Consider the following 19,012-nt stretch of genomic DNA (forward strand, 5'->3'; position numbering starts at 1 on the left):
GCGCTCGTGCGCTAATCTCCGTACAATTCGAAGAGCTGTGACTGGCGTCCGTCAATACAGGTCGCAATCTGCAACCTTGCGCCATCGGCGGTCGAACCATTTTGTACCTCCAGGCATTTGCCGAGCTGACCGAAGCGCAGTCTGAAACCGTCATTCACCGGCTCCAGGCGCCAGAGACGATCCGCCTGCATCAAACAGGCATTGTGATGGATCGCCGTTCCATCACTCACATCCGCGCCAACAGGCTCCATGCATTTGGGGCCCGCCGGCGCAGCGGCGAAACTATGCGGGGCGATGATCAGGAAACTGTCAGGCCCTGCGGAGCCCAACACCCATTTCTGCGCGCCTGTACGGCAGGTCTGTTGCTCAACGGCCGCGCCAAGGGCGACCGATTCCCCTGCAACGCCGACGCATTTTCCGGTCGATGCAACCCTGATCTGAAAACGCGTATTGGGCGCGGGGATGGTTGTCAGCCGGCGCAAATTGGCGCCCATTTCGACTTGCCGAAGAGACGGCGCAAAATTCGCGTATCGTCTCGGCGCGCGCCAGTTCGCCGGGCTCGACGGCCATTCCGGCACCGCCGCCACATAAAGCCGCGCCGGAAAGAGCTGGAAGCGTTGCGATTCATCGCCGCCAATTTCAATCGGGCCGCGCACATTTAAGATATTCCCGACAACGACACCCGCGCCGCGGCTGAAGCCATAAGCGTCAATCTCCCCCACCGTCCAGGAGGCGGCGAGCGACCGGCCAAGTTCGTCGAGAAATTTGCTGTTCGCTGAATCTGCGGAGTCATCCACGCCCGTCTTGAAGACGGTGAATAAGCTATCGCGTGAGTCTTCGGATTCTTCGTCATGTTCATAAAGCTGAAACGCGAGGACCAGAACGCCCTCGGGCGACAGGTCAAAACTCATCGACGGCGCAGAGAGCGTGACGGATTCACCCGTATCCACATCCGACAACGGCTCCTGCCGATAATATTGCGTTGCGTTCGTAGCGCCGTTGAGCGGGCTGGCGGAGAAGAAAAAGAACGGCTCGTCAGAATCAGAGCTCCGATCCCATTCAGATTCAGCGTTGCATTTCAGCGTCGTTGGGCGGATCGTGAAACGCTTCCAGCCGCGACGGCGCAGATCTTCGCCAAGGCCTTCCGTAGTTGAGGAAACGGTATATTGCAGATCGTAGTCACCGTCTTTCGCGGCGTCGATATTCAAAGCCTGCACGGCGCCATTCGCGGCTTCGTTAAGCTGCGCATAAGACAGTCTTACAGTTTTCTCGCCGACATAATCCGCCTCCCCGCTGATCAGCGGCAGGAAGGTTTCCTCCGGATCAGTGAAGATACTGACGATGCTTTCATAAATTTGCTCGCCCAGGGCCTCTAGCACTTCGCCGCCATCGGCCGCGTCATTGATCAGGGTAAGCCAAGTCGGCCGCTGCGGAAACGGGCCGATCGTGTAAACGTCATTATCGCCTTTCTCGAAATCATTATAGACGAGCAGCCGGTTGGAGCGCAGGCCCGCATCCTTGTCGGTCGGCATATAGTCGAGTTTGAATTCTTTCGAACCGCCCGGGTATTCAACACGCGCCTTGATGTCGGCGTCGGTGCCAGCGCCCTGAAGGTCCGCTGTGCGCAACCGCAAACGGATATAATAGCCGTCCGCCTCAGAACCCTGAACCGGATAATCCCCGGCGGAAAGGAACTGGAACGGCAATTTGTCGAAGTCTTCGAACTGTTCTTCGCGCTGGGCGACAGAAGAATTAAATCCCTGCTTGACTTCGGCCCAGAATTTTCCGTGACGCTGTTTCATGATGGCGTCCAACACCGCCACCCACTGCGTCGTCGATTCAATCGCCAGAAATTTCGATGTTGCGAAAAGCCGGTCGGAATCGGTGCTGCACTCGCGCGGTTGAATTTTCTGGCATGCGCCCGTAGACGGCGTTTCTTCGTTACACGCAACGCCGAGATTGGCGACAGCATTGCACTGGGCGAGCGACAGCCAGCCCTCCGACCGGCCTGAAGCGAAGTTGCCTTCCGCCGTCGTTAACCCGCGCACATTGCCGCCAACTTTCGCAAGCCAGCTATTGTCGAGCGCAATGCCTGGCGGCGCCAGCACAAGCGCCTCCGCACTCGCTCCTTCGAGAGAAATCTTGGTCGCCTGCCCGCCGCGGCAGTAACGGCGATAGGACTGGCATTGAGGCGCTTCCGCAAAAGGCGTGAGCCCTGTGCATACCTGCTCCATCACCGGCGCAATCTCAGGCCGGCCAAAAAGGCTGCATTCAAACGACACTTTGCCGTGGCTCGCCGGCGCCGTCGTCGCCGGCAGTTCATACGCGCCCGAATAGAGCGTTTGCCTTGCACGGCCCTCCGGGGACATCTCATGCCAGGCGCCCCGGCGGCGCTCCGGGTCATCAACCCAGTTGGAGTGAGAATAAAAATCCTGCACGGCGTGAACGCTGACGCCCAGAATATTATAGGCCGCCGCGTGATCATTATTCTCCGCCGCCCAGAACAATCCCGCCAGCGCGCCGGAACCGTATCGCACCCAAGTGCTTTCAATCCCCGCAGAACTAAACGTATCGTCGAAATGAAGCTTCGCCAGCTCGTCGAACTGCGCAAAGCTGGCTTTCAGGCGTTTGTCAAAACCGTCGGGCACACCCTGCGCCCAAAAGATCGGGCTGTATAAGTAAGCGTCGATATAGTCAGCATGCCATGCGACGGCGGTCGCCGCCTCGCGGCTGAAACCAAGCCCCGGGAAAACCTGCTGCATCTGGTCGTCAGTGATAGCGCGATCGCCGGCGAGCGCGCGATAGGTAATGTCAAAATGATGAAATGGACGCCCGCTCAGCAAATCTTCACCGCTATAAGCGAAGACCTTCCCCACCGTGAGACTCAAGAAAAGAGTCATCCCTGAAAGGGCCAGTTTTGACAATTTCATGCTTGCTCCCCCGCGCAAAAGCCGAGGTGAAAGCTAGAGCATAAGAAATTTATTGCAACGCAAATCGGTTGCCGCACCTGGAATATATCGACGGGCCATTATCCGTTCACATCGTTTCCACAACTGGCGAATCAGAAAAAGCGGCGAAGGCGGATTATGACGCGACGATGAAGTTGCGCTAATCCCGGGCGCTGCTTGTCAGGTAATGACCGACGACATTGCGCCCCACTTTCGATCGGGACCGACCCGTAAAAAATCCATCGCCGCAAAGCGCCAACGGCGCCGCGTCTGACATGCATCGCCTCGGCGTCCAGTTTCTCCGGACAGATCGGCTCATCAGTCACCGACACGTCAAGGCGATCGTTAAAATTGTTCGGATCAAATTCGCGCGGCTTTTATCTTGAACGTCATAATGCGGAAAGAACCGGCGCAGCGGCGGCGCCCCCGCGCTATTACACCATGAGACGGTCACATGTCCGAGAGCCACGCCGTATCCGGCGATGAAGAGATAAACTGGTTTTGGGAAGAAATGGAAGGCGACGTCCTCGCGACGCTGACCGCCGACCAGCGCATCGCTATTGAAAACGCGGTCAGAAAATCCGCCGCCCACGCCCAGCCCGCGGATATGCGGATTTATCTCGGCAAGTATTTTATTCGCATCATCGCCGGCAAGGAACGCCGCAACAAAGCCCGGCAAAAACAGGACCTGAAGAACAATCCCTTTTTCGCGTCCAAGAATATTCCTGTGCTGATCATCTTTTCGATCTTCTGGATTCCGTCGGTGCTATATATTGTGGCGTTTCTTAAAAGCGTTCTAAAAAACCTGATCTCATAATCCGGCGCTGAACAGTCGAAATCCACGCGCCAGCATGGATTGAAACGGGGTCAAAACTTAAACAGCTTTTCCGCCTCTGACCGGGAGTCGCCGCGGTCTGCTTTTGCTTTTTCGCAGCGGATGATCTCGGCTTTCAGGGCTTCAATACGCTCATCAAGATCGCCGACGGAAAGCGTATAAAGATCCTGTTTCGCCAAAAATCCCAGCGTCATGTCGGGCTTTTCGTTGAGCGGCTGATCATCCATGACAGAACCTCCCCTTATCGGTGGAGGCGCACTTTGCGTAATCGCACGGCTTAAGGCAAGAATGACGGAAAACAGGGAGTAAATCCAATGGCCGACGCCCTTCCCGCAACGATGCAGGCAATTGAAATCAGCGAATTTGGCGGCCCCGAGGTCCTCAAACTGACGGAGCGGCCGGTTCCGCGCCCTGAAGGCAATGAGGTGCTGATCCGCATTACTGCGGCGGGCGTCAACCGGCCGGAGGTGCTCCAGCGCAAGGGCATGTATCCGCCGCCGCCGGGCGCCAGCGATCTGCCCGGCCTTGAATGCGCCGGCGTGGTCGCGGCGGTCGGACCGGATGTGAAAGACTGGAAACCGGGCGAGCGCGTCTGCGCGTTGTTGACCGGCGGCGGTTATGCGCAATACGCGATCGCCGACGCCGGCTCATGTTTGCCGGTGCCGAAAAACATCACCCTGGAAGAAGCGGCGGGCCTTCCCGAAACCGTGTTCACGGTCTGGGCGAATATGTTCGACGACGCCCAGCTTAAAAGCGGCGAGACCCTCCTCCTTCATGGTGCGACCAGCGGCATCGGCGTGACGGCGATCGCCCTTGGCAAAGCCTTCGGCGCAAAAGTCATCGCCACTTGCGGAACAAAAGAAAAATGCGACGCCGCGCTGAAGATCGGCGCCGATGCGGCGTATCTCTATGACAAAGACGACTGGGATGGCGAAGTCGCCAAATCCGGCGGCGCTGATGTTGTTCTCGACATGGCTGGGGGCGATTTCGTCAAACGCAATCTCTCCTGCCTCAATTTCGGCGGACGCCATGTCTCCATCGCCATGCTCCGCGGCGCTGAAGCGGAGATCAATATTTTCGTGATCATGCAAAGGCGGCTCCGCCTCACCGGCTCGACGATGAAATCCCGGCCCTTCGCGGAGAAGGCGCGCCTCGCCGCCGGCATCCGGGCGAAGGTCTGGCCAAAGCTGGAAAGCGGCGATTTCCGGCCGGTGATCGACAAAGTCTTCCCGCTCGCCGATGCGGCGGAGGCCCACAGCCGCATGGAAGCCGGGGCCCATATGGGGAAAATCCTCCTCAAGGCGCCCTGACGGCTGTTTTTCGGCGTTTTCGGCGAAATCCGCCCTCCACCTCGCCTGAAAACGCCATTGGCCTCCTTGGCGCGAGCCCCCAAACGGTTTATATGCCCGGCCAATCGCGTTACTCGCGTCGCTTTCCCCGAAAATCCGGCGGTTAGCGCGGCTTCCCGGAAGGGAGGCCGCCGCCGAAGGCTTTTTGGATAACCTTACGGAGACATGACATGGCCGACCGTCCGCTGATGCCGATCGCAACCGCCGTCTGGCTGATCGACAACACGTCTTTGAGCTTTGACCAGATCGCTGATTTCTGCGGCCTGCACCCCTTGCAGGTGAAAGGCATCGCCGATGGCGACGTGGCGGCGGGCGTGCGCGGCATCGACCCGATCACCAACCACCAGCTCAACCGCGAGGAAATCGACAAGGGCGAAGCGGACGACGCCTACCGGCTGAAACTGTCGCGGCCAAAAACAGTTGTCGCGGAAAAACCGCGCAAGGGCCCACGCTACACCCCCGTCTCCAAGCGCCAGAACCGCCCCGACGCAATCGCCTGGATCGTGCGCAACCACCCGGAAATCTCGGACGCGCAAATCGCCAAGCTACTCGGCACGACGAAAACGACGATTACCTCGGTGCGCGACCGCTCGCACTGGAACACCGCCAATCTTGAGCCGCGCGATCCGGTCGGTCTCGGCCTTTGCTCGCAAATGGATCTCGACGCCGTTGTCCGCAAAGCCGCCGCGAAACGCGCCAAGATGCTGAAAGACCAGCCGGAGCTGGACGCCGGTCCGTCGCTGGAGCCGGTCGAGACAACGCTCGCCGAAGACGAAGCCAACGAGGCGAAAGAAAAGAAAGTCGATCTCGCCAATGTCTTCGCCGATTTTACCGGCAGCGGCGACGACGACGACAGCGACGAGAGCTAGGATTTCTTCTTCTTGGCGCCGCTGGCGTTCGCCGCAAGCTTGCCGCCGTCAACATATACGGTCTGGCCGGTGACATAGGACGCAGCGTCGCTGGCGAGGAAAAACACCACTTCGGCGACCTCATCGGGGTCGCCGATGCGTTTTAAGGGGGTCGCCTCGCGCTCGCCCTCGCGCTCACCCTCTTCAAGATCGCCCTTGATGGCGCCGACACCCACCAGATTGGCCCGCACGCCATGAGGCGACATGGCGATCGCCACCGCCTTGGTAAGCTGGTGGAGCCCGCCTTGCGAGGTTGCAAAGGCCACATGATCGGCCGCCGCCGTCACCGCCTCGACCGAGCCGATATTGACGATGACGCCGGGCGCGTTCTGGTCCGCCTCCCCGCTATCGAGACGCTTCACGAACTGCTTCGCCACCGCCTGATTGATCAGAAACGCGCCGCGAATATTCGACGCGACGATGCGGTCGAAGTCATCCTCGCTGGTTTGCAGGAACGGCGCGGAAAACTGCGCCATCACGGTATGGGCCAACACATCGATGCAGCCATAATTGTCGAGCGCTTCTGCAATGACATTATGAACGTCAAGACGCTTGGTCATGTCGGCGTGAACGAACGCCGCCTCGGCGCCGCCCTCACATAGCTGCTTCGTATATTCCTTGCCGGCCTCTTCTTCCGGATCGGCCAGCAACAGCCTGTCGCCATTCGCCGCAAACCGCCGGGCGCAGGCTGCGCCGACGCCGCGCGCCGCGCCGGTGATGATGACAGTTCTCTGGCCCATAAAGGCGGCTCCTTAAAAAACTGGCGGCGCACGTCTCGTGCGCCGCAGCTTTATGCAGAAAGTAAGTTTCAAAATTTGTTTCCGCGCCGCTTCCTTTAAAGAAGCCGGCGAATACTCCGTCAGTTCAGTTTGTTCTGTATTCGGAGTTCTTCAAGCTGGTCCTTGATTTTAAGTTTTTGGCGTTTCAGCTCCACAACATGCATCTCATCGTAACCGGGAGATTTGGTTTCGGCGTTAATAGCCGCCTCCAGCTCCTGGTGCCGCCTGTTGAGCGTTTCCATGTGAGCTTTTATCGCCATAATCGGCCTCCTTTGTTGGGAAATGACACCGACTATATAAGCATGAAAAGCCCGCCCCTGTCACGGCTTCTTGGATTAACAGCGGTTAGCCGAATTTGTTGGCGGTATGTTCACCAATACGCTATGAAATAACAGACAAGATATTGAGTTCGCTATGAAAACGACCCGCAGACTGGTTATCGGCGTAACCGGCGCCTCTGGCGCGGTCTACGCCCGCCGGGCGCTTGAGGCGCTCCGGGAAACCGATGTGGAGACTCACCTGATTTTGAGCAAGGCGAGCGAGATGACGATTCGCTACGAGCTCGATCAATCGGCAGCTGAATTCGCCGGGCTTGCGGATTGCCGTTACGCCATTGGCGACATTGGCGCGCCGGTCTCTTCCGGCTCTTTTAAAACCCTGGGCATGCTAATCGCGCCCTGTTCAATAAAAACCATGTCGGAGATTGCAACCGGCGTGACGGGAACGCTGTTGTCGCGCGCCGCCGATGTCGTATTGAAAGAACAGCGCAAGCTTGTCTTGATGGTGCGCGAAACGCCGTTCCATCTCGGCCATCTGCGCACCATGACTCAACTTGCGGAAATGGGCGCGGTGATCGCACCGCCACTTCCCGCCTTTTACGCCGAACCGCAAAGCGTTGATGATCTGGTCGATCAATCTGTTGGCCGCGCACTCGATCTCTTCGGCATTGAAACATCTCTGGTCAAACGCTGGGGCGAAGATCTCGAAAAAGGAAAACGCGGATGAGCAAGCCGAAGGGACACCGGTTCTGGGTTTGGTCGCTTAACACCTATGAATTGCCGGGCGTGAAAAACCGCCTCATTTATCTTCAGGATGATTTCGGTTTTGACGTTAATCTCGCGCTTTGGTGCATCTGGCGCGCGAGCGAAGGCGAAAAGCTGAGCGAGGATGCTTTGCGCGCCGCCATGCGCGCGACGACCGAATGGGCCGAAGGCGTCGTCGAACCTCTACGCGAAGCGCGCCTCAACGCCCATGAGCTCGGCCCTGCGGAGTTTTACAATCTGCTGAAGGAGGTCGAACTGGCCTCCGAACATCACGAACAAAATATTCTGTTCAAGCTCTCGCGCCCCGCAACGCCTATGGAGCGCGAGCCCATGCTGGCGGCGGCGAGAGACAATATCGCGCTTTATGCCAGCCTGATGGATGCGCCGCGCCGTGACGGCTTCTCAAGCGCATTGCTTCGCGACCTGATCGACCATATTTTCCCGGGCTCAGACCACAAGGCGGCGGGGCAGTAATCATGAGCGACGGCGAAGAAGAAAACGGTCGGCCGGACCGGCCAGTTCCCGCAGCGTCGCTAAACGCCGACCTCCTTGCGCGAAAGAGATTTGCGGCCAATGACAAGGATTTCGACGGCGCCAATGACGAGGCTATGTCCATCCGTCTCGCCATGGTCGAACAGGAACATCGCGATCTCGATGCGGCGATTACTGCGCTCGAACTGAACTCACCCTATGAGCGGCTCACCATCGCGCGGCTGAAAAAGAAAAAACTGGCGCTGAAAGACATGATCCAGGAGATCAAGGACACCATGCTGCCGGATATTATCGCCTAAGCCCCGTTAGAGGGCTGAAACCAATTGGGGGAATGAATGCGACTTGAACTATTGCTCGCCGCTATCGGCGTTGGCGTTTGCGCCTGCGCGCCGTCGACCGAACCGGACAGGACGACCGATCAAACCAGCGTTACGGAAGAAACAAAAGATCCTCACTGGACCTTTGCAGACGGAGAAGTCTTTCCCGCCGACCGCACTCTCCAACGCCCTGAGGACGGCGTCGTACTATCCGACGGAAGGCTGCTGATCGCCGACCGGGCGCACGGCTTGATCGCGCTTTCACCTGACGGATCGCACCGGCCATTCGGAAATTTTGCAGCGGCCGGATATGAATATGCGCCGCCTGAAAAAAATGCAGGGCCGAACGGCGTCGCCTTTGAACCGGATGGCAAGCATGTGCTGGTCGCCGATGTTTTCACTGGCGCAATTTATCGCGTGGATGTCGCAGCGGAGACGACCGAGCTCATCTACACCCATGACTATGGCGTCAACACAGTCCTTGCCGACACAACCGGCGCGATCTGGTTCACACAATCTACAGAAAATAATGGACCGGACTCGGAGGAAAGATTATTCGCGGCGGTAGATGCGCCATTTGCGGATGGCGCCCTGTTCCGGCTGGCCCCGGATCGTAACGGCGGGACGCGCGCTGCGTTGAAGGTCGATGGGCTCGACTTCGCCAATGGCTTCGTCATTGACGAGGACCGCGGCGAAATTTTCGTTGCTGAAACCGTGGGCGGCCGCATCAACGGTTTTACGGTTTCGTTCGATACTGGAGAGATTACCGAGCGGCGCCTTGTGGTGAACATTCTGGGGCCGGACAATATCGAGATGGATGAAGGCGGGCAATTGTGGGTCGCCTCCCCGATCGGCAATGAAGTCCTGCTCCTTGATCCCGAGACCGGCGCTGCGCGCTCGGTGTTTCATCCGCAAAGCGACGAGAGCGACGCTCTCATTGCCGAATGGCGCCGCCGCAGCGAAACCGGCGAGTCGCTGATGCAACTGATGGGACCGGATATGTGGGGGCCGATGCCGGGATTGATTACGGGCGTTGTCCTGACGCCGGACGGCGGACCTGTTTACATCTCCGGCCTTGGCGACGCTTTGCTTAAGCTGGAGCGTTAGGCGGCTTCCCTAGCCGCTCTTTTTGCGCGCCTTGACCTCATACATGGCCGTGTCAGCGCGCTCCATGGCTTCGTCTGCTGACAGACCCTTGGCGATTTCAACGACGCCGCAGGACACATGCGCGACAAAGGCGCCGTCTTTCCATGAAACCGGCTGCGCGGAAACCGCAGCGGTGAGATGCGCAGCCTTGATCTCCGCCGTCTGCTGATCGGCCTGGGTCAACAGCACCCCGAACTCATCGCCGCCAAGACGGCCCACCGCATCGGTCTGGCGCACATTCGCCGTCAACGCTTCCGCCACATGCGCCAGCGCCGCATCGCCTGCGCCATGGCCCATCTGGTCGTTGATTTTTTTGAGATCATTGAGATCCACAAAAACCAGGCTTGCCCTCATGTCATAGCGGTCGATCATGGCGAGCGCCCGGTCGAGTTCGCGCACAAAGGCCCGGCGATTGTAAATGTCGAGCATGGGATCGCTGTCGGCGAGACGTTCAAGCTCGCTGATGCGCTCCTGCGACCAAGTCAGCTGATCGCGCAGGCTCTGCACCTCCTGCATCAGCGACGTCAGCGCTTCACGCACGCGCGGCGTCAGCTCGGCGTCCGGCACCCCGGCCAGCACAATTTTGTCCGACGGCGCGGCTGAATTCGCCGCCGCAGAAGGCGCGGCGGCGCCGATCCCACGCTTGCGTTCAATCCGGCTCGCCCCCGGCGTTTTTGGCGCGTCGCCAATCTTCATGGTTCCCTCCCGCGTCAGACGCGCCGAGCGCCTGCGTCCGCGACTCTACTCCCCAACCCAGTTGATTAACCTGATTGGCCCCTTCCCGCCAGTAAGCGCGATTCGTCCAGCCGCGCGCAACATTCCCACTCATTAGCCCTGCTATTCCGGGACTTTAGGCCGCCTTGTCGCTTTGGCGCGCGGACCGCTCGTTTCGCCGAATGTCCCTTGTGACAAAGGTCGCGCAGTCCCAGTTTGGGTGGTGCGGAAAGGTCGTGCGAAGTCCCCTTCGAACTACGCGACCAGCTCCCGCGTCCGGTGAGAGGAGGCGCTGGCTCTCGCGCCCCCGTCTAAGTGGCTGGCGTCTCCTCCTTCCGGACCGCTCTTGCTTGCACCTGCCATGACGCCTGCTATAAGCCCCGCTTTTCAGAAGCCGGAGACACTTCATGGCGAGCGCGCAGACAGACCCAAAAGTCGGCATCATCATGGGCTCGCGCTCTGACTGGCCGGTGATGACCCGCGCCGCTGAAATACTGGATGCGCTCGGCGTCGCCTATGAGACCAAAATCGTTTCGGCCCACCGCACCCCCGACCGGCTCTATGACTATGCGAAAGGCGCGAAAGCGCGCGGCCTGAAAGTCGTCATCGCCGGCGCCGGCGGCGCCGCGCATTTGCCGGGCATGGCCGCGTCGATGACGCCGCTCCCGGTTATCGGCGTGCCGGTGCAGTCAAAATCTCTCAAAGGCCTCGACAGTCTCCTGTCGATTGTCCAGATGCCGGCGGGCGTGCCGGTCGCGACCGTCGCAATTGGTGAAGCCGGCGCCGCAAACGCGGGTCTCCTCGCCGCCTCGATCCTCGCCACCAGCGATGACGCCCTCGCGGACCGTCTCGACAAATGGCGCGCAGCGCAAACATCAAGCGTCGCCGAAACCGTGGAAGACTGACAAACGCAATGATCGTTGAACAGAACGGCACGATCGGCATTCTCGGCGGCGGCCAGCTAGGGCGAATGCTGGCGACGGCGGCGGCCGAACTTGGGCTCAAGACAATTATCTACTGCCCGGAGAAAACGGCGCCTGCCTTCGACGTCGCGTCGGATCACATTATTGCATCCTATACGGATGAAACCGCGCTAAAGAAGCTTGCCGATGCGGCTGACGCAATCACCTATGAATTCGAGAATGTGCCGGTCGAGGCGGTGAATTTTCTCACTACACTTGGAGCCATTGTGCGCCCCGGCGCAAAAGCGCTCTCCATGGCGCAGGACCGCCTTTACGAGAAAGAGTTCGTCAACAAGATCGGCGCAGCGACCGCCGCCTATCATCCGGTGGACGATCTCGCTTCCCTGAAAACGGGCCTCGATAAAGTCGGGCGTCCGGCGATCCTGAAAACCCGCCGCCTTGGCTATGACGGCAAAGGCCAGACACGCATCACGACCGAAGATGCAGACCTTTCAGGCGCCTATGAAGAAGCGATCGCCTTCGCATGGGATGAAGTCGGCGCCGCGCCGTCTATCCTCGAAGGCTTTGTCCCGTTTGTGTGCGAGATTTCGATCATCGGCGCGCGCGGCGCCGACGGCGATGTGAAGCTGTATGATCCCGCGCAGAATGTGCACAAGAACGGCATTCTCGCGACCTCCACCCTGCCCGCAAAAGTCAGCGACGACACTGCGGACAAAGCCCGCGCCGTTGCGCGGCGGATGCTCGACGAACTCGATTATGTCGGCGTCATCGGGGTTGAGTTCTTCGTGCTCGAAAGCGGCGATGTGATCGTCAATGAATATGCGCCGCGCGTCCACAATTCAGGCCACTGGACACAGGACGCCTGCGCGATTTCCCAATTTGAACAGCATATCCGCGCCGTCGCCGGCTGGCCGCTCGGCGATCCCGCGCGCCATTCAAATGCGGTAATGGAAAATCTGATCGGCGATGACGTCCATCAATGGCGCGCCCTCGCCACCGAGCCGCAAGCTTGCGTCCATCTTTACGGCAAGCGCGAGGCGCGCCCCGGCCGCAAGATGGGTCATGTGACGCGGATCACTGCGCGCTAAAAACGCGCGTCCACTCCCCTCAACCAAATGTGAAGGAACTGTGCGCGGCGTCACTGCGCGCCGCCATAGTATCACCATACTTGCGGCACACCCTTTCAACATCGGGGCGAATGTTAGGCACAGGATCAACTGAAGAGACCAGATCAGGTTCAGTAGAAAGGTAGCACGCCATGGCCGCAACACCCAGAGCCGTTTCACTGCCGTTTTATCCGGCGCCCTCGCCATCCCGCATTGGCGCCTCCCATTCTCACTATACATTCGCTGCATTGCGCAAATTCGTACAAGGCGTCGGTTCAGCGCTTCTCGTCTTTAATGGCGCCGGCGCGATCACCAGCCCGGCTGCGGCGACAACCCCGGCAATGGCCGATTTTTCCTCCATTGAGGGCATTCTCGCGACCTTGATGCAGGGAGAATATGCTGGCCTTGCGCAGATTGGCGCGGCCGCCTTTATCTTTCTCGCCGCAGGGCAATGCATAGCCCGGTTCGCAGGCCTCGCCGTCGCCGGCCTAGCGCTCTTTCTTTATTATCAGGGCGTGACGATGGAAGATGTGCTGACCTTCACCAGCCATTTCACTGAACGTCTCGGCGCCGCCAGCAATGCGTTTTTAACGGCGGATGTGAGCTAGGAAAACCTTACGCGGTTCCAGGCGTCCAACCGGGCGGATCGCTCGCCGGAAAACTTTCGTCGAGCGCTTCGTCCACTTCCGCCTCGTTCCAGGTCGTGTCGTCTTTCCCGGCTGGCGGCGCCGGATAACGTAATCGTGCAAGCCATTCGACCGGTTTCGCCGGGTCTATATTCAGCTCACGGAGCTTTCCTTTGAATTTCTCGATCTGCATCACATTGTCGATGCGCGCCGCAAGAAAGGATTTTGTCGACGCCTCCCCGTCACTGTCATCGCCGAGCCAGTGCGTAAGCGTCGTGAGCCAGACGCCGGTGAGTGTCGCGCGCTTTGTATAAAAATTGAAATCCGTCGATGTGTCCTTGAGGCCGCGCCAGATCGCATCCGCCGTCTTCCAGGCGAGCTCCGCGCCGAGCGTCCCGTGGATCGGCAAGGCCAGGGTCGCCGCCGCGCGCCGGGCCGCCTCCTTGTGCGGCCGGATCGCGGCGAGACGCGCCTCAACCGCGAAGGCGACCTTCTCGCGGATCTTCAGCCCCTCAAAATCGGGTCCGACCATGGCCGCGCTCATGGCGGCGTCCGCCTCCATGGACCAGGCGCGCAAAACATCGCTGACGCCCCCGGGGAAAGCCGCAGCGGCTACCGCCGAATCCAGGCCCGCATCGCGGGTCGCATGCGCCAGCGCCGAGGCTGTCCAGCCGTCAAAAACCACCCGGTCGAGCATGGCCTTGAGAATGGCCCGGCCCTCAGCTTCAAAACCGCTTCTATGTCCTTGATTTTGAAGCACTTCGTCACCATCTATGGACTGCGTCAAGGGGGCCTCCCCTTTTTTGGGCCGCTTGTTAAGGCTCGTGTAGACAATATAGGGCCCTTTTGGTATAGGCCCGAACGCCCCACCCCCTGCAGGAAACAGGCGGGCCGGGACTGGTTAGCAGGTTTTGCGTCGCGGCGGCCCCGTGGCGCTTTTATTTTCAAAGGAGGCTCAAGGCCTTGGTTCAGATTTTTGTCCGCGACAACAATGTCGAGCAGGCCCTTAAGGCGCTGAAGAAAAAGATGCAGCGCGAGGGCACCTTCCGGGAAATGAAGCGCCGGAAATTTTACGAAAAGCCGTCGGAAAAGAAGGCCCGCCAGAAAGCGGAAGCCGTTCGCCGCGCCCGCAAGCTCGTACGCAAGCGGTTGCAGCGCGAAGGCGGGCTCTAGGGTCTTTGGTCTGCGCGCTTTTCTTCATGCGCACGCCGAGGCATACTCGGGCCGCTGAAACTTAATTTCCATCAGGGGTTTATGATGCGCTACCTTACGCTTCTTTTGGCTTTTGGCCTGTTCCTGTCTTCCTGCGAAACCATCAAAGGGGTCGGCCGCGACATTGAAAACACCGGCGAAGCCATCGACGACGCCGTGGACAAGGACTAACGATTTTCCTTGAAAATCCGGCCCTTAAACGGGTTCAAAAAGCCGGCGGCTGAAAAGCCCCGGCTTTTTTATTTGCCCGAAAGCGTGTTTGTGGCCTGGGCGTCGTGACGCCGGCGAACTTTTCCCCAACACGGCTGTAAGTGAGGCGAATCGGCCATCGTCACCGAAAAATAAGCGTTCTGCCCCATTCTGGCCGGGTTCAGCCTACAGCTTTGGCTGGCCTTGCAGGTTTGGGCCGCTAAAATGCAAGGCGTCTCGGCTGTGAGTCGGCATCCGCTTGGCAAGGCGGGACAAGATAGGTCGGATATGATGGGAATGCGGCCGACAAGGGTTTGAGCGTGCTAGCGGGTTGGGGATCAGATGCGAAAACTTCATTGCGGGGACCGGACGATGAGTAGAAACGAAGTTCGGCGCGGCGCTCGTCCGGCAAAATGCGCTGCGGCGCTCGCCATCATTTTATCGGGCAGCCTGGCGCTGACAGCTCCGGCGCTGGCGCAACGCCAGATCGACGATCCGAATTTGAGCCCAATGCTCTTTGGCCCCACCACCAAGGACGAGCGCGAGAAACTCCGTCAGGATCAGCGCGAACAGGAAGAAGCCGCGCTGATAAGCGCCGAACAGGACCGCGACGCCAACACTCTTGACGATCCTAAAGTCCGTCCGCTGATTTTCGGCGAGGGCTATGACGAGAATGACCCGGTCGCCGCACGCGTCACGCTGGGCGAAAAAGATAACAACCGGGGTTTCTTTGGCGCCCTGAACTTCCTCATCCCGGAAGAGACAAACCTGTCGCTTGGCGTCGGCCCGATTTACAAGCCGGACTATTTCGGCTCGGACGATTACGAATTTAACGCCGACCCGCAGGTCTATGTGAAATTCCGCAACTTCGTTTTTCTCGACGATGACGGCGCCGATTTCGGCATTATCGGTTTCTCCCGCTTTCGCGCAGGGCCGTCGATCAAAATTCGCGGCCGCCGCGATCAGGATGACAACCCCGCCCTCGCCGGTCTTGGCGATGTCGGCACGACCTTCGAAATGGGCGGCTTCGTTGCAACGAAGTTTCTCGACCGCTTCGCTTTCAAAGCGAAGGCGCGCCACGCCATCAAGACAGGCCATCACGGCACTGTGGTGGACGGATATCTGACCGCCCTGTTGTTCCGCGCCGGACCGGTGTCGCTCGCCGCGGGCGGACAGGCGACATGGGTCGATGACAATTTCGCCGACGCTTATTTCTCAATCACGCCGGAACAGTCGGCGAATACCGGCGGGCGGCTTGGCGTCTATGATGTCGATTCCGGCTTCCGCGATGTCGGCGGCAGCGTCAACGCCTATATCAATATCGGTGATCGCTGGTCGCTGAACCCCTACGCCACCTATCAATATGTTTTCCGCGACTACGCCCGCTCGCCGATCATCGCTGATTATGGCGACCGCAACCAGTTCACGTTCGGCTTCCACATCATGCGCGAATTCACCTTCGGCGGCACCGGGCAGTAAGGCCTTTTTCCTGACATCAGGCACAAAAAAAGCGGCGCTTATCAGCGCCGCTTTTTTGTAATCTGCGCGCTATATTTATTCCGGCTTACGGAATTTCAGCGTCATGCGGTCGCTTTCACCGATCCCTGCCTCGTCAGCGCTCGACGGCGGAAGACGCCAGACAACGTCATCCGTCGTCGGACGGTCCGCCGGATTGGCGTTGATCTCGCTCGCTTCGACAAGCTCGAAACCGGCGTTTTCAAAAAGCGAAATAATGTGCGATTGCTTCACATAGCCGGCGTTGCCCACCGCCCAGTCGTCAGGCATGTCTTCCTGCGCGCGATGTTGCACAACACCGACAACGCCGCCGGGCTTGAGAACATCCATGAAGTCGGCGAGCGCTTCGGTGAAATATTTTCCGTCCTCTAGCCGGTTGAAATGATGGGCTGCGCGCATCATCAAAACGACATCGGCGGTTCCCTTCAGACTGTCGGGCAGCGATCCGAGCTGGAAGGCGGCAGCCTCCGCGCCTTCTTCGCCGCGCATAGCGTCCACGGAGGCGATGTAATCGGACACAAAGCTTTCCTTGCCCTTCAGATATTCTTCGCTTGAATAACGTCCGGGGAATTTCGACCACATGTCGATGGAGTAATCAGCGCCAATAAGAACGCCGTCGGGTCCGAGATAGGGAACCAGAATCTGGCCATACCAGCCCGGCTCGCCCGGCAGCGTGTCGACGACGGTCATGCCCGGCTCGACGCCGAAAAATTCCAGCGTCTCTTTCGGATGGCGATATGGATAGCGCGCTTTCACATCGTCCGCTTCGGCCGCCAGCACGGCGTCGAGTTTTTCCGACGCGGACATTGCGTCATGCTCCATGTCGCCATGTTCCATGTCATCGGCTGACGCCATTGTCTCATGGGAGTCCGCCGGCGCCGCATCGGACGACGTTTCCTGCGAACATGCTGCGAGTGCGAGCGCGGCTGCGCCCAGCATCAGATATTTCATGATGTTTCCCCTGTATTTTGCGGTACAAGCCGCCTCGTATGACGCTCAGCAATCCCTCAAAGCGCCTTGACGATTTCTTCGCACATTTTCTTGGCGTCGCCGAATAACATCATTGTGTTGTCGCGGAAGAACAGCTCGTTCTGGACGCCCGCATAGCCCGACGCCATGGAACGCTTGACGAACAACACCGTGCCGGCGTTTTCAACATCGAGCACCGGCATGCCGTAGATCGGCGAGGTTTTGTCGGTCTTCGCCGCCGGATTGGTGACGTCATTGGCGCCGATGACAAAAGCGACATCTGCTGTGCGGAACTCGGAATTGATGTCCTCAAGCTCGAAGACCTCGTCATAGGGAACCTGCGCTTCGGCGAGGAGCACATTCATGTGCCCCGGCATCCGGCCCGCGACGGGGTGGATGGCGTATTTCACTTCGACGCCTTCGGATTTCAGCTTGTCGGTCATTTCCTTCAGGGCGTGCTGGGCCTGCGCCACCGCCATGCCGTAACCGGGCACGATGATCACCTTGTTGGCGTTCTTCATGATGAAGGCGGCGTCATCGGCCGAGCCCTGCTTGACCGGGCGGTCGTCATCACCGCCGCCGGCGGGCCCTGCATCCTCGCCGCCAAAGCCGCCGAGAATGACCGAGATGAAGGAGCGGTTCATACCCTTGCACATGATGTAGGAAAGGATCGCGCCCGAAGACCCGACGAGCGCCCCGGTGATGATCAGCGCCATGTTCTCCAGCGTGAAACCGAGCGCGGCCGCCGCCCAGCCCGAATAGGAGTTGAGCATGGAGACGACCACGGGCATGTCGGCGCCGCCGATCGGGATGATCAAAAGGAAGCCGAGCACGAAGGCCGCAAGCGTCAACAGGAAGAACGTCGTCCCCGACTGTTCGCCCGTCATCAGCATGCCGATAAAGAGCAGCATCAGGAGGCCGAGGCCGAGATTGATCGGGTGGCGCATGGGCAGCATGATCGGCTTGCCCGACATGTTGCCGTTGAGTTTTGCAAAGGCGATGATCGAACCGGAAAAGGTGATCGCGCCGATGGCAACGCCGAGCGACATCTCAAGGACTGAGCCCACATGGATGTGTCCCGGCTCGCCAATATTGAAGGCGCGCGGCGCAAGGAACGCCGCCCACGCGATCAGCACCGCCGCGAGGCCGACGAGAGAATGGAACGCCGCCACTAATTGCGGCATTGCGGTCATGGGGATCTTGCGCGCGATATAGGCGCCCGGAAACGCGCCAGCGGCGATCGCCACCAGCACGAAGAACCAGGTGCCGATGCCTTTGTCTTCAAGCACGAACAGCGTCGTCATGACGGCGATAAACATGCCAACCATGCCGAAGCGATTGCCCTGACGCGCAGTCTCGGGGCTTGATAGCCCACGCAGCGCGAGGATGAAGAGAATGCCCGAAGCGACGTATAGGAGCGCTGGGAGATTATCAGCCATGCTTCGCCCCTACCGTTCTTTTTTCTTGTACATGGCGAGCATTCGCTGGGTCACCATGAAGCCGCCGAAAATATTGACGCTGGCGAGCGCCACGGCCGCGAAGCCAAACAGCTTCGGCCAGAAGCTGTTGGCGGACTCGGAGAGATCCGCGCCGAGCGCGATCAGCGCGCCGACAATCACCACGGATGAAATGGCGTTGGTCACAGACATCAGCGGCGTATGCAGCGCCGGCGTCACCGACCAGACCACATAATAGCCGACGAAAATCGCCAGCAGAAAAATTGTCAGGAGAAAGACAAAATCGGAAATCGGGCTCGACGCTGCGATCAGCGCAAGCTGGTCGGCGATGTCGCGCGCCTGCGCTGCGGCTTGCGTCGCTGCGTCAGCATTGCCGCTGGCGTTCGCCGCCGCCGCTTCCGCGGCTTGCGCCGCCTGCTCTGCGGCCTTTGCAGCCTCTTCAACCTGTTCGCGTTTGTCGGCGGCCATCTGGCTCCTCCAAAGA

At 59.4% G+C, this 19,012-nt stretch carries 22 protein-coding genes; 13 read left to right on the top strand and 9 right to left on the bottom strand.

Annotated elements, in window-relative coordinates; genetic code table 11:
* Positions 1–11 precede the first annotated feature (11 nt).
* Entirely contained in the window at positions 12–2,930 is a 2,919-nt protein-coding gene (locus tag ACFOOP_RS16710) for an RICIN domain-containing protein (protein ID WP_379882282.1), read from the bottom strand.
* 472 nt (positions 2,931–3,402) lie between these two features.
* On the opposite strand from ACFOOP_RS16710, the gene ACFOOP_RS16715 reads away from it, so the two are divergent.
* Positions 3,403–3,765 (top strand): hypothetical protein, encoded by a 363-nt coding sequence (locus tag ACFOOP_RS16715; protein ID WP_379882283.1) that lies wholly within the window; start codon positions 3,403–3,405, stop codon positions 3,763–3,765.
* 50 nt (positions 3,766–3,815) lie between these two features.
* Here ACFOOP_RS16715 and ACFOOP_RS16720 read toward each other — a convergent pair whose 3' ends face one another.
* Positions 3,816–4,010 carry a DUF1192 domain-containing protein gene (locus ACFOOP_RS16720; protein ID WP_379882284.1) on the bottom strand — a complete coding sequence of 65 codons (195 nt, stop codon included), beginning with the start codon at positions 4,008–4,010 and terminating at the stop codon, positions 3,816–3,818.
* A gap of 87 nt (positions 4,011–4,097) precedes the next feature.
* Between ACFOOP_RS16720 and ACFOOP_RS16725 the strand changes: the two genes are divergently transcribed.
* Together ACFOOP_RS16725 and ACFOOP_RS16730 are read left to right on the top strand one after the other, a co-directional pair.
* Complete coding sequence (locus ACFOOP_RS16725; protein ID WP_379882285.1) at positions 4,098–5,093, top strand: NAD(P)H-quinone oxidoreductase; 996 nt, start codon at positions 4,098–4,100, stop codon at positions 5,091–5,093.
* 209 nt (positions 5,094–5,302) lie between these two features.
* A complete protein-coding gene (locus ACFOOP_RS16730) occupies positions 5,303–6,001 on the top strand; it encodes a DUF1013 domain-containing protein (protein WP_379882286.1) in 699 nt (232 codons plus the stop codon).
* On the opposite strand, the gene ACFOOP_RS16735 is transcribed toward ACFOOP_RS16730, so the two are convergent.
* Both ACFOOP_RS16735 and ACFOOP_RS16740 read right to left on the bottom strand, forming a co-directional pair.
* Complete coding sequence (locus ACFOOP_RS16735) at positions 5,998–6,780, bottom strand: SDR family NAD(P)-dependent oxidoreductase (protein WP_379882288.1); 783 nt, start codon at positions 6,778–6,780, stop codon at positions 5,998–6,000. The genes ACFOOP_RS16730 and ACFOOP_RS16735 overlap by 4 nt on opposite strands.
* A 119-nt stretch (positions 6,781–6,899) precedes the next feature.
* Positions 6,900–7,079 (bottom strand): YdcH family protein, encoded by a 180-nt coding sequence (locus ACFOOP_RS16740; protein ID WP_379882289.1) that lies wholly within the window; start codon positions 7,077–7,079, stop codon positions 6,900–6,902.
* A gap of 154 nt (positions 7,080–7,233) precedes the next feature.
* Between ACFOOP_RS16740 and ACFOOP_RS16745 the strand changes: the two genes are divergently transcribed.
* The 4 genes from ACFOOP_RS16745 to ACFOOP_RS16760 are packed head-to-tail and all read left to right on the top strand — an operon-like array spanning position 7,234 to position 9,778.
* Positions 7,234–7,824, top strand: a complete 591-nt coding sequence (locus tag ACFOOP_RS16745) for a UbiX family flavin prenyltransferase (RefSeq protein ID WP_379882290.1) — start codon at positions 7,234–7,236, stop codon at positions 7,822–7,824.
* On the top strand, positions 7,821–8,336 hold the full coding sequence (locus ACFOOP_RS16750; protein ID WP_379882291.1) for a TIGR02444 family protein: 516 nt from the start codon (positions 7,821–7,823) through the stop codon (positions 8,334–8,336). The genes ACFOOP_RS16745 and ACFOOP_RS16750 overlap by 4 nt, the downstream gene beginning before the upstream one ends.
* Before the next feature lie 2 nt (positions 8,337–8,338).
* Complete coding sequence (locus tag ACFOOP_RS16755) at positions 8,339–8,653, top strand: YdcH family protein (RefSeq protein ID WP_379882292.1); 315 nt, start codon at positions 8,339–8,341, stop codon at positions 8,651–8,653.
* Between the two features lie 36 nt (positions 8,654–8,689).
* Positions 8,690–9,778, top strand: a complete 1,089-nt coding sequence (locus ACFOOP_RS16760) for an SMP-30/gluconolactonase/LRE family protein (RefSeq protein WP_379882293.1) — start codon at positions 8,690–8,692, stop codon at positions 9,776–9,778.
* Between the two features lie 9 nt (positions 9,779–9,787).
* Here the strand turns inward: ACFOOP_RS16760 and ACFOOP_RS16765 are convergent, their stop codons facing one another.
* The gene (locus ACFOOP_RS16765; RefSeq protein ID WP_379882294.1) at positions 9,788–10,513 is read right to left on the bottom strand and encodes a GGDEF domain-containing protein; all 726 of its coding nucleotides are present in this window, start codon (positions 10,511–10,513) and stop codon (positions 9,788–9,790) included.
* A 425-nt stretch (positions 10,514–10,938) separates the two neighbouring features.
* Between ACFOOP_RS16765 and purE the strand changes: the two genes are divergently transcribed.
* The 3 genes from purE to ACFOOP_RS16780 all read left to right on the top strand — a co-directional run bounded on the left by purE (position 10,939) and on the right by ACFOOP_RS16780 (position 13,168).
* Positions 10,939–11,436, top strand: a complete 498-nt coding sequence (gene purE / locus ACFOOP_RS16770; protein ID WP_379882295.1) for a 5-(carboxyamino)imidazole ribonucleotide mutase — start codon at positions 10,939–10,941, stop codon at positions 11,434–11,436.
* 8 nt (positions 11,437–11,444) lie between these two features.
* Complete coding sequence (locus ACFOOP_RS16775; RefSeq protein ID WP_379882296.1) at positions 11,445–12,542, top strand: 5-(carboxyamino)imidazole ribonucleotide synthase; 1,098 nt, start codon at positions 11,445–11,447, stop codon at positions 12,540–12,542.
* Between the two features lie 170 nt (positions 12,543–12,712).
* Positions 12,713–13,168, top strand: coding sequence for a hypothetical protein (locus ACFOOP_RS16780; protein WP_379882297.1), 456 nt, complete (start codon positions 12,713–12,715; stop codon positions 13,166–13,168).
* Between the two features lie 7 nt (positions 13,169–13,175).
* Here ACFOOP_RS16780 and ACFOOP_RS16785 read toward each other — a convergent pair whose 3' ends face one another.
* Entirely contained in the window at positions 13,176–13,973 is a 798-nt protein-coding gene (locus ACFOOP_RS16785; protein WP_379882298.1) for a COQ9 family protein, read from the bottom strand.
* A gap of 176 nt (positions 13,974–14,149) precedes the next feature.
* On the opposite strand from ACFOOP_RS16785, the gene rpsU reads away from it, so the two are divergent.
* The 3 genes from rpsU (at position 14,150) to ACFOOP_RS16800 (ending at position 16,066) form a co-directional block, all read left to right on the top strand.
* Positions 14,150–14,359, top strand: coding sequence for a 30S ribosomal protein S21 (gene rpsU, locus ACFOOP_RS16790; RefSeq protein WP_379882299.1), 210 nt, complete (start codon positions 14,150–14,152; stop codon positions 14,357–14,359).
* Between the two features lie 81 nt (positions 14,360–14,440).
* Complete coding sequence (locus ACFOOP_RS16795) at positions 14,441–14,569, top strand: entericidin A/B family lipoprotein (protein ID WP_379882300.1); 129 nt, start codon at positions 14,441–14,443, stop codon at positions 14,567–14,569.
* A gap of 390 nt (positions 14,570–14,959) precedes the next feature.
* Complete coding sequence (locus tag ACFOOP_RS16800) at positions 14,960–16,066, top strand: MipA/OmpV family protein (RefSeq protein WP_379882301.1); 1,107 nt, start codon at positions 14,960–14,962, stop codon at positions 16,064–16,066.
* A 75-nt stretch (positions 16,067–16,141) separates the two neighbouring features.
* On the opposite strand, the gene ACFOOP_RS16805 is transcribed toward ACFOOP_RS16800, so the two are convergent.
* Genes ACFOOP_RS16805 through ACFOOP_RS16815 form a run of 3 tightly spaced genes read right to left on the bottom strand, consistent with a single transcriptional unit; the run spans position 16,142 to position 18,996 of the window.
* Positions 16,142–17,053 (bottom strand): class I SAM-dependent methyltransferase, encoded by a 912-nt coding sequence (locus ACFOOP_RS16805; RefSeq protein ID WP_379882302.1) that lies wholly within the window; start codon positions 17,051–17,053, stop codon positions 16,142–16,144.
* 56 nt (positions 17,054–17,109) lie between these two features.
* Positions 17,110–18,510: an NAD(P)(+) transhydrogenase (Re/Si-specific) subunit beta gene (locus ACFOOP_RS16810; protein ID WP_379882303.1), complete on the bottom strand. Its 1,401-nt coding sequence runs from the start codon at positions 18,508–18,510 to the stop codon at positions 17,110–17,112.
* A 9-nt stretch (positions 18,511–18,519) separates the two neighbouring features.
* Positions 18,520–18,996, bottom strand: a complete 477-nt coding sequence (locus tag ACFOOP_RS16815) for an NAD(P) transhydrogenase subunit alpha part 2 (RefSeq protein ID WP_379882304.1) — start codon at positions 18,994–18,996, stop codon at positions 18,520–18,522.
* Positions 18,997–19,012 lie beyond the last annotated feature (16 nt).

It is taken from the genome of Hyphococcus aureus (assembly GCF_042643165.1).
GTDB lineage: Bacteria > Pseudomonadota > Alphaproteobacteria > Caulobacterales > Parvularculaceae > Hyphococcus > Hyphococcus aureus.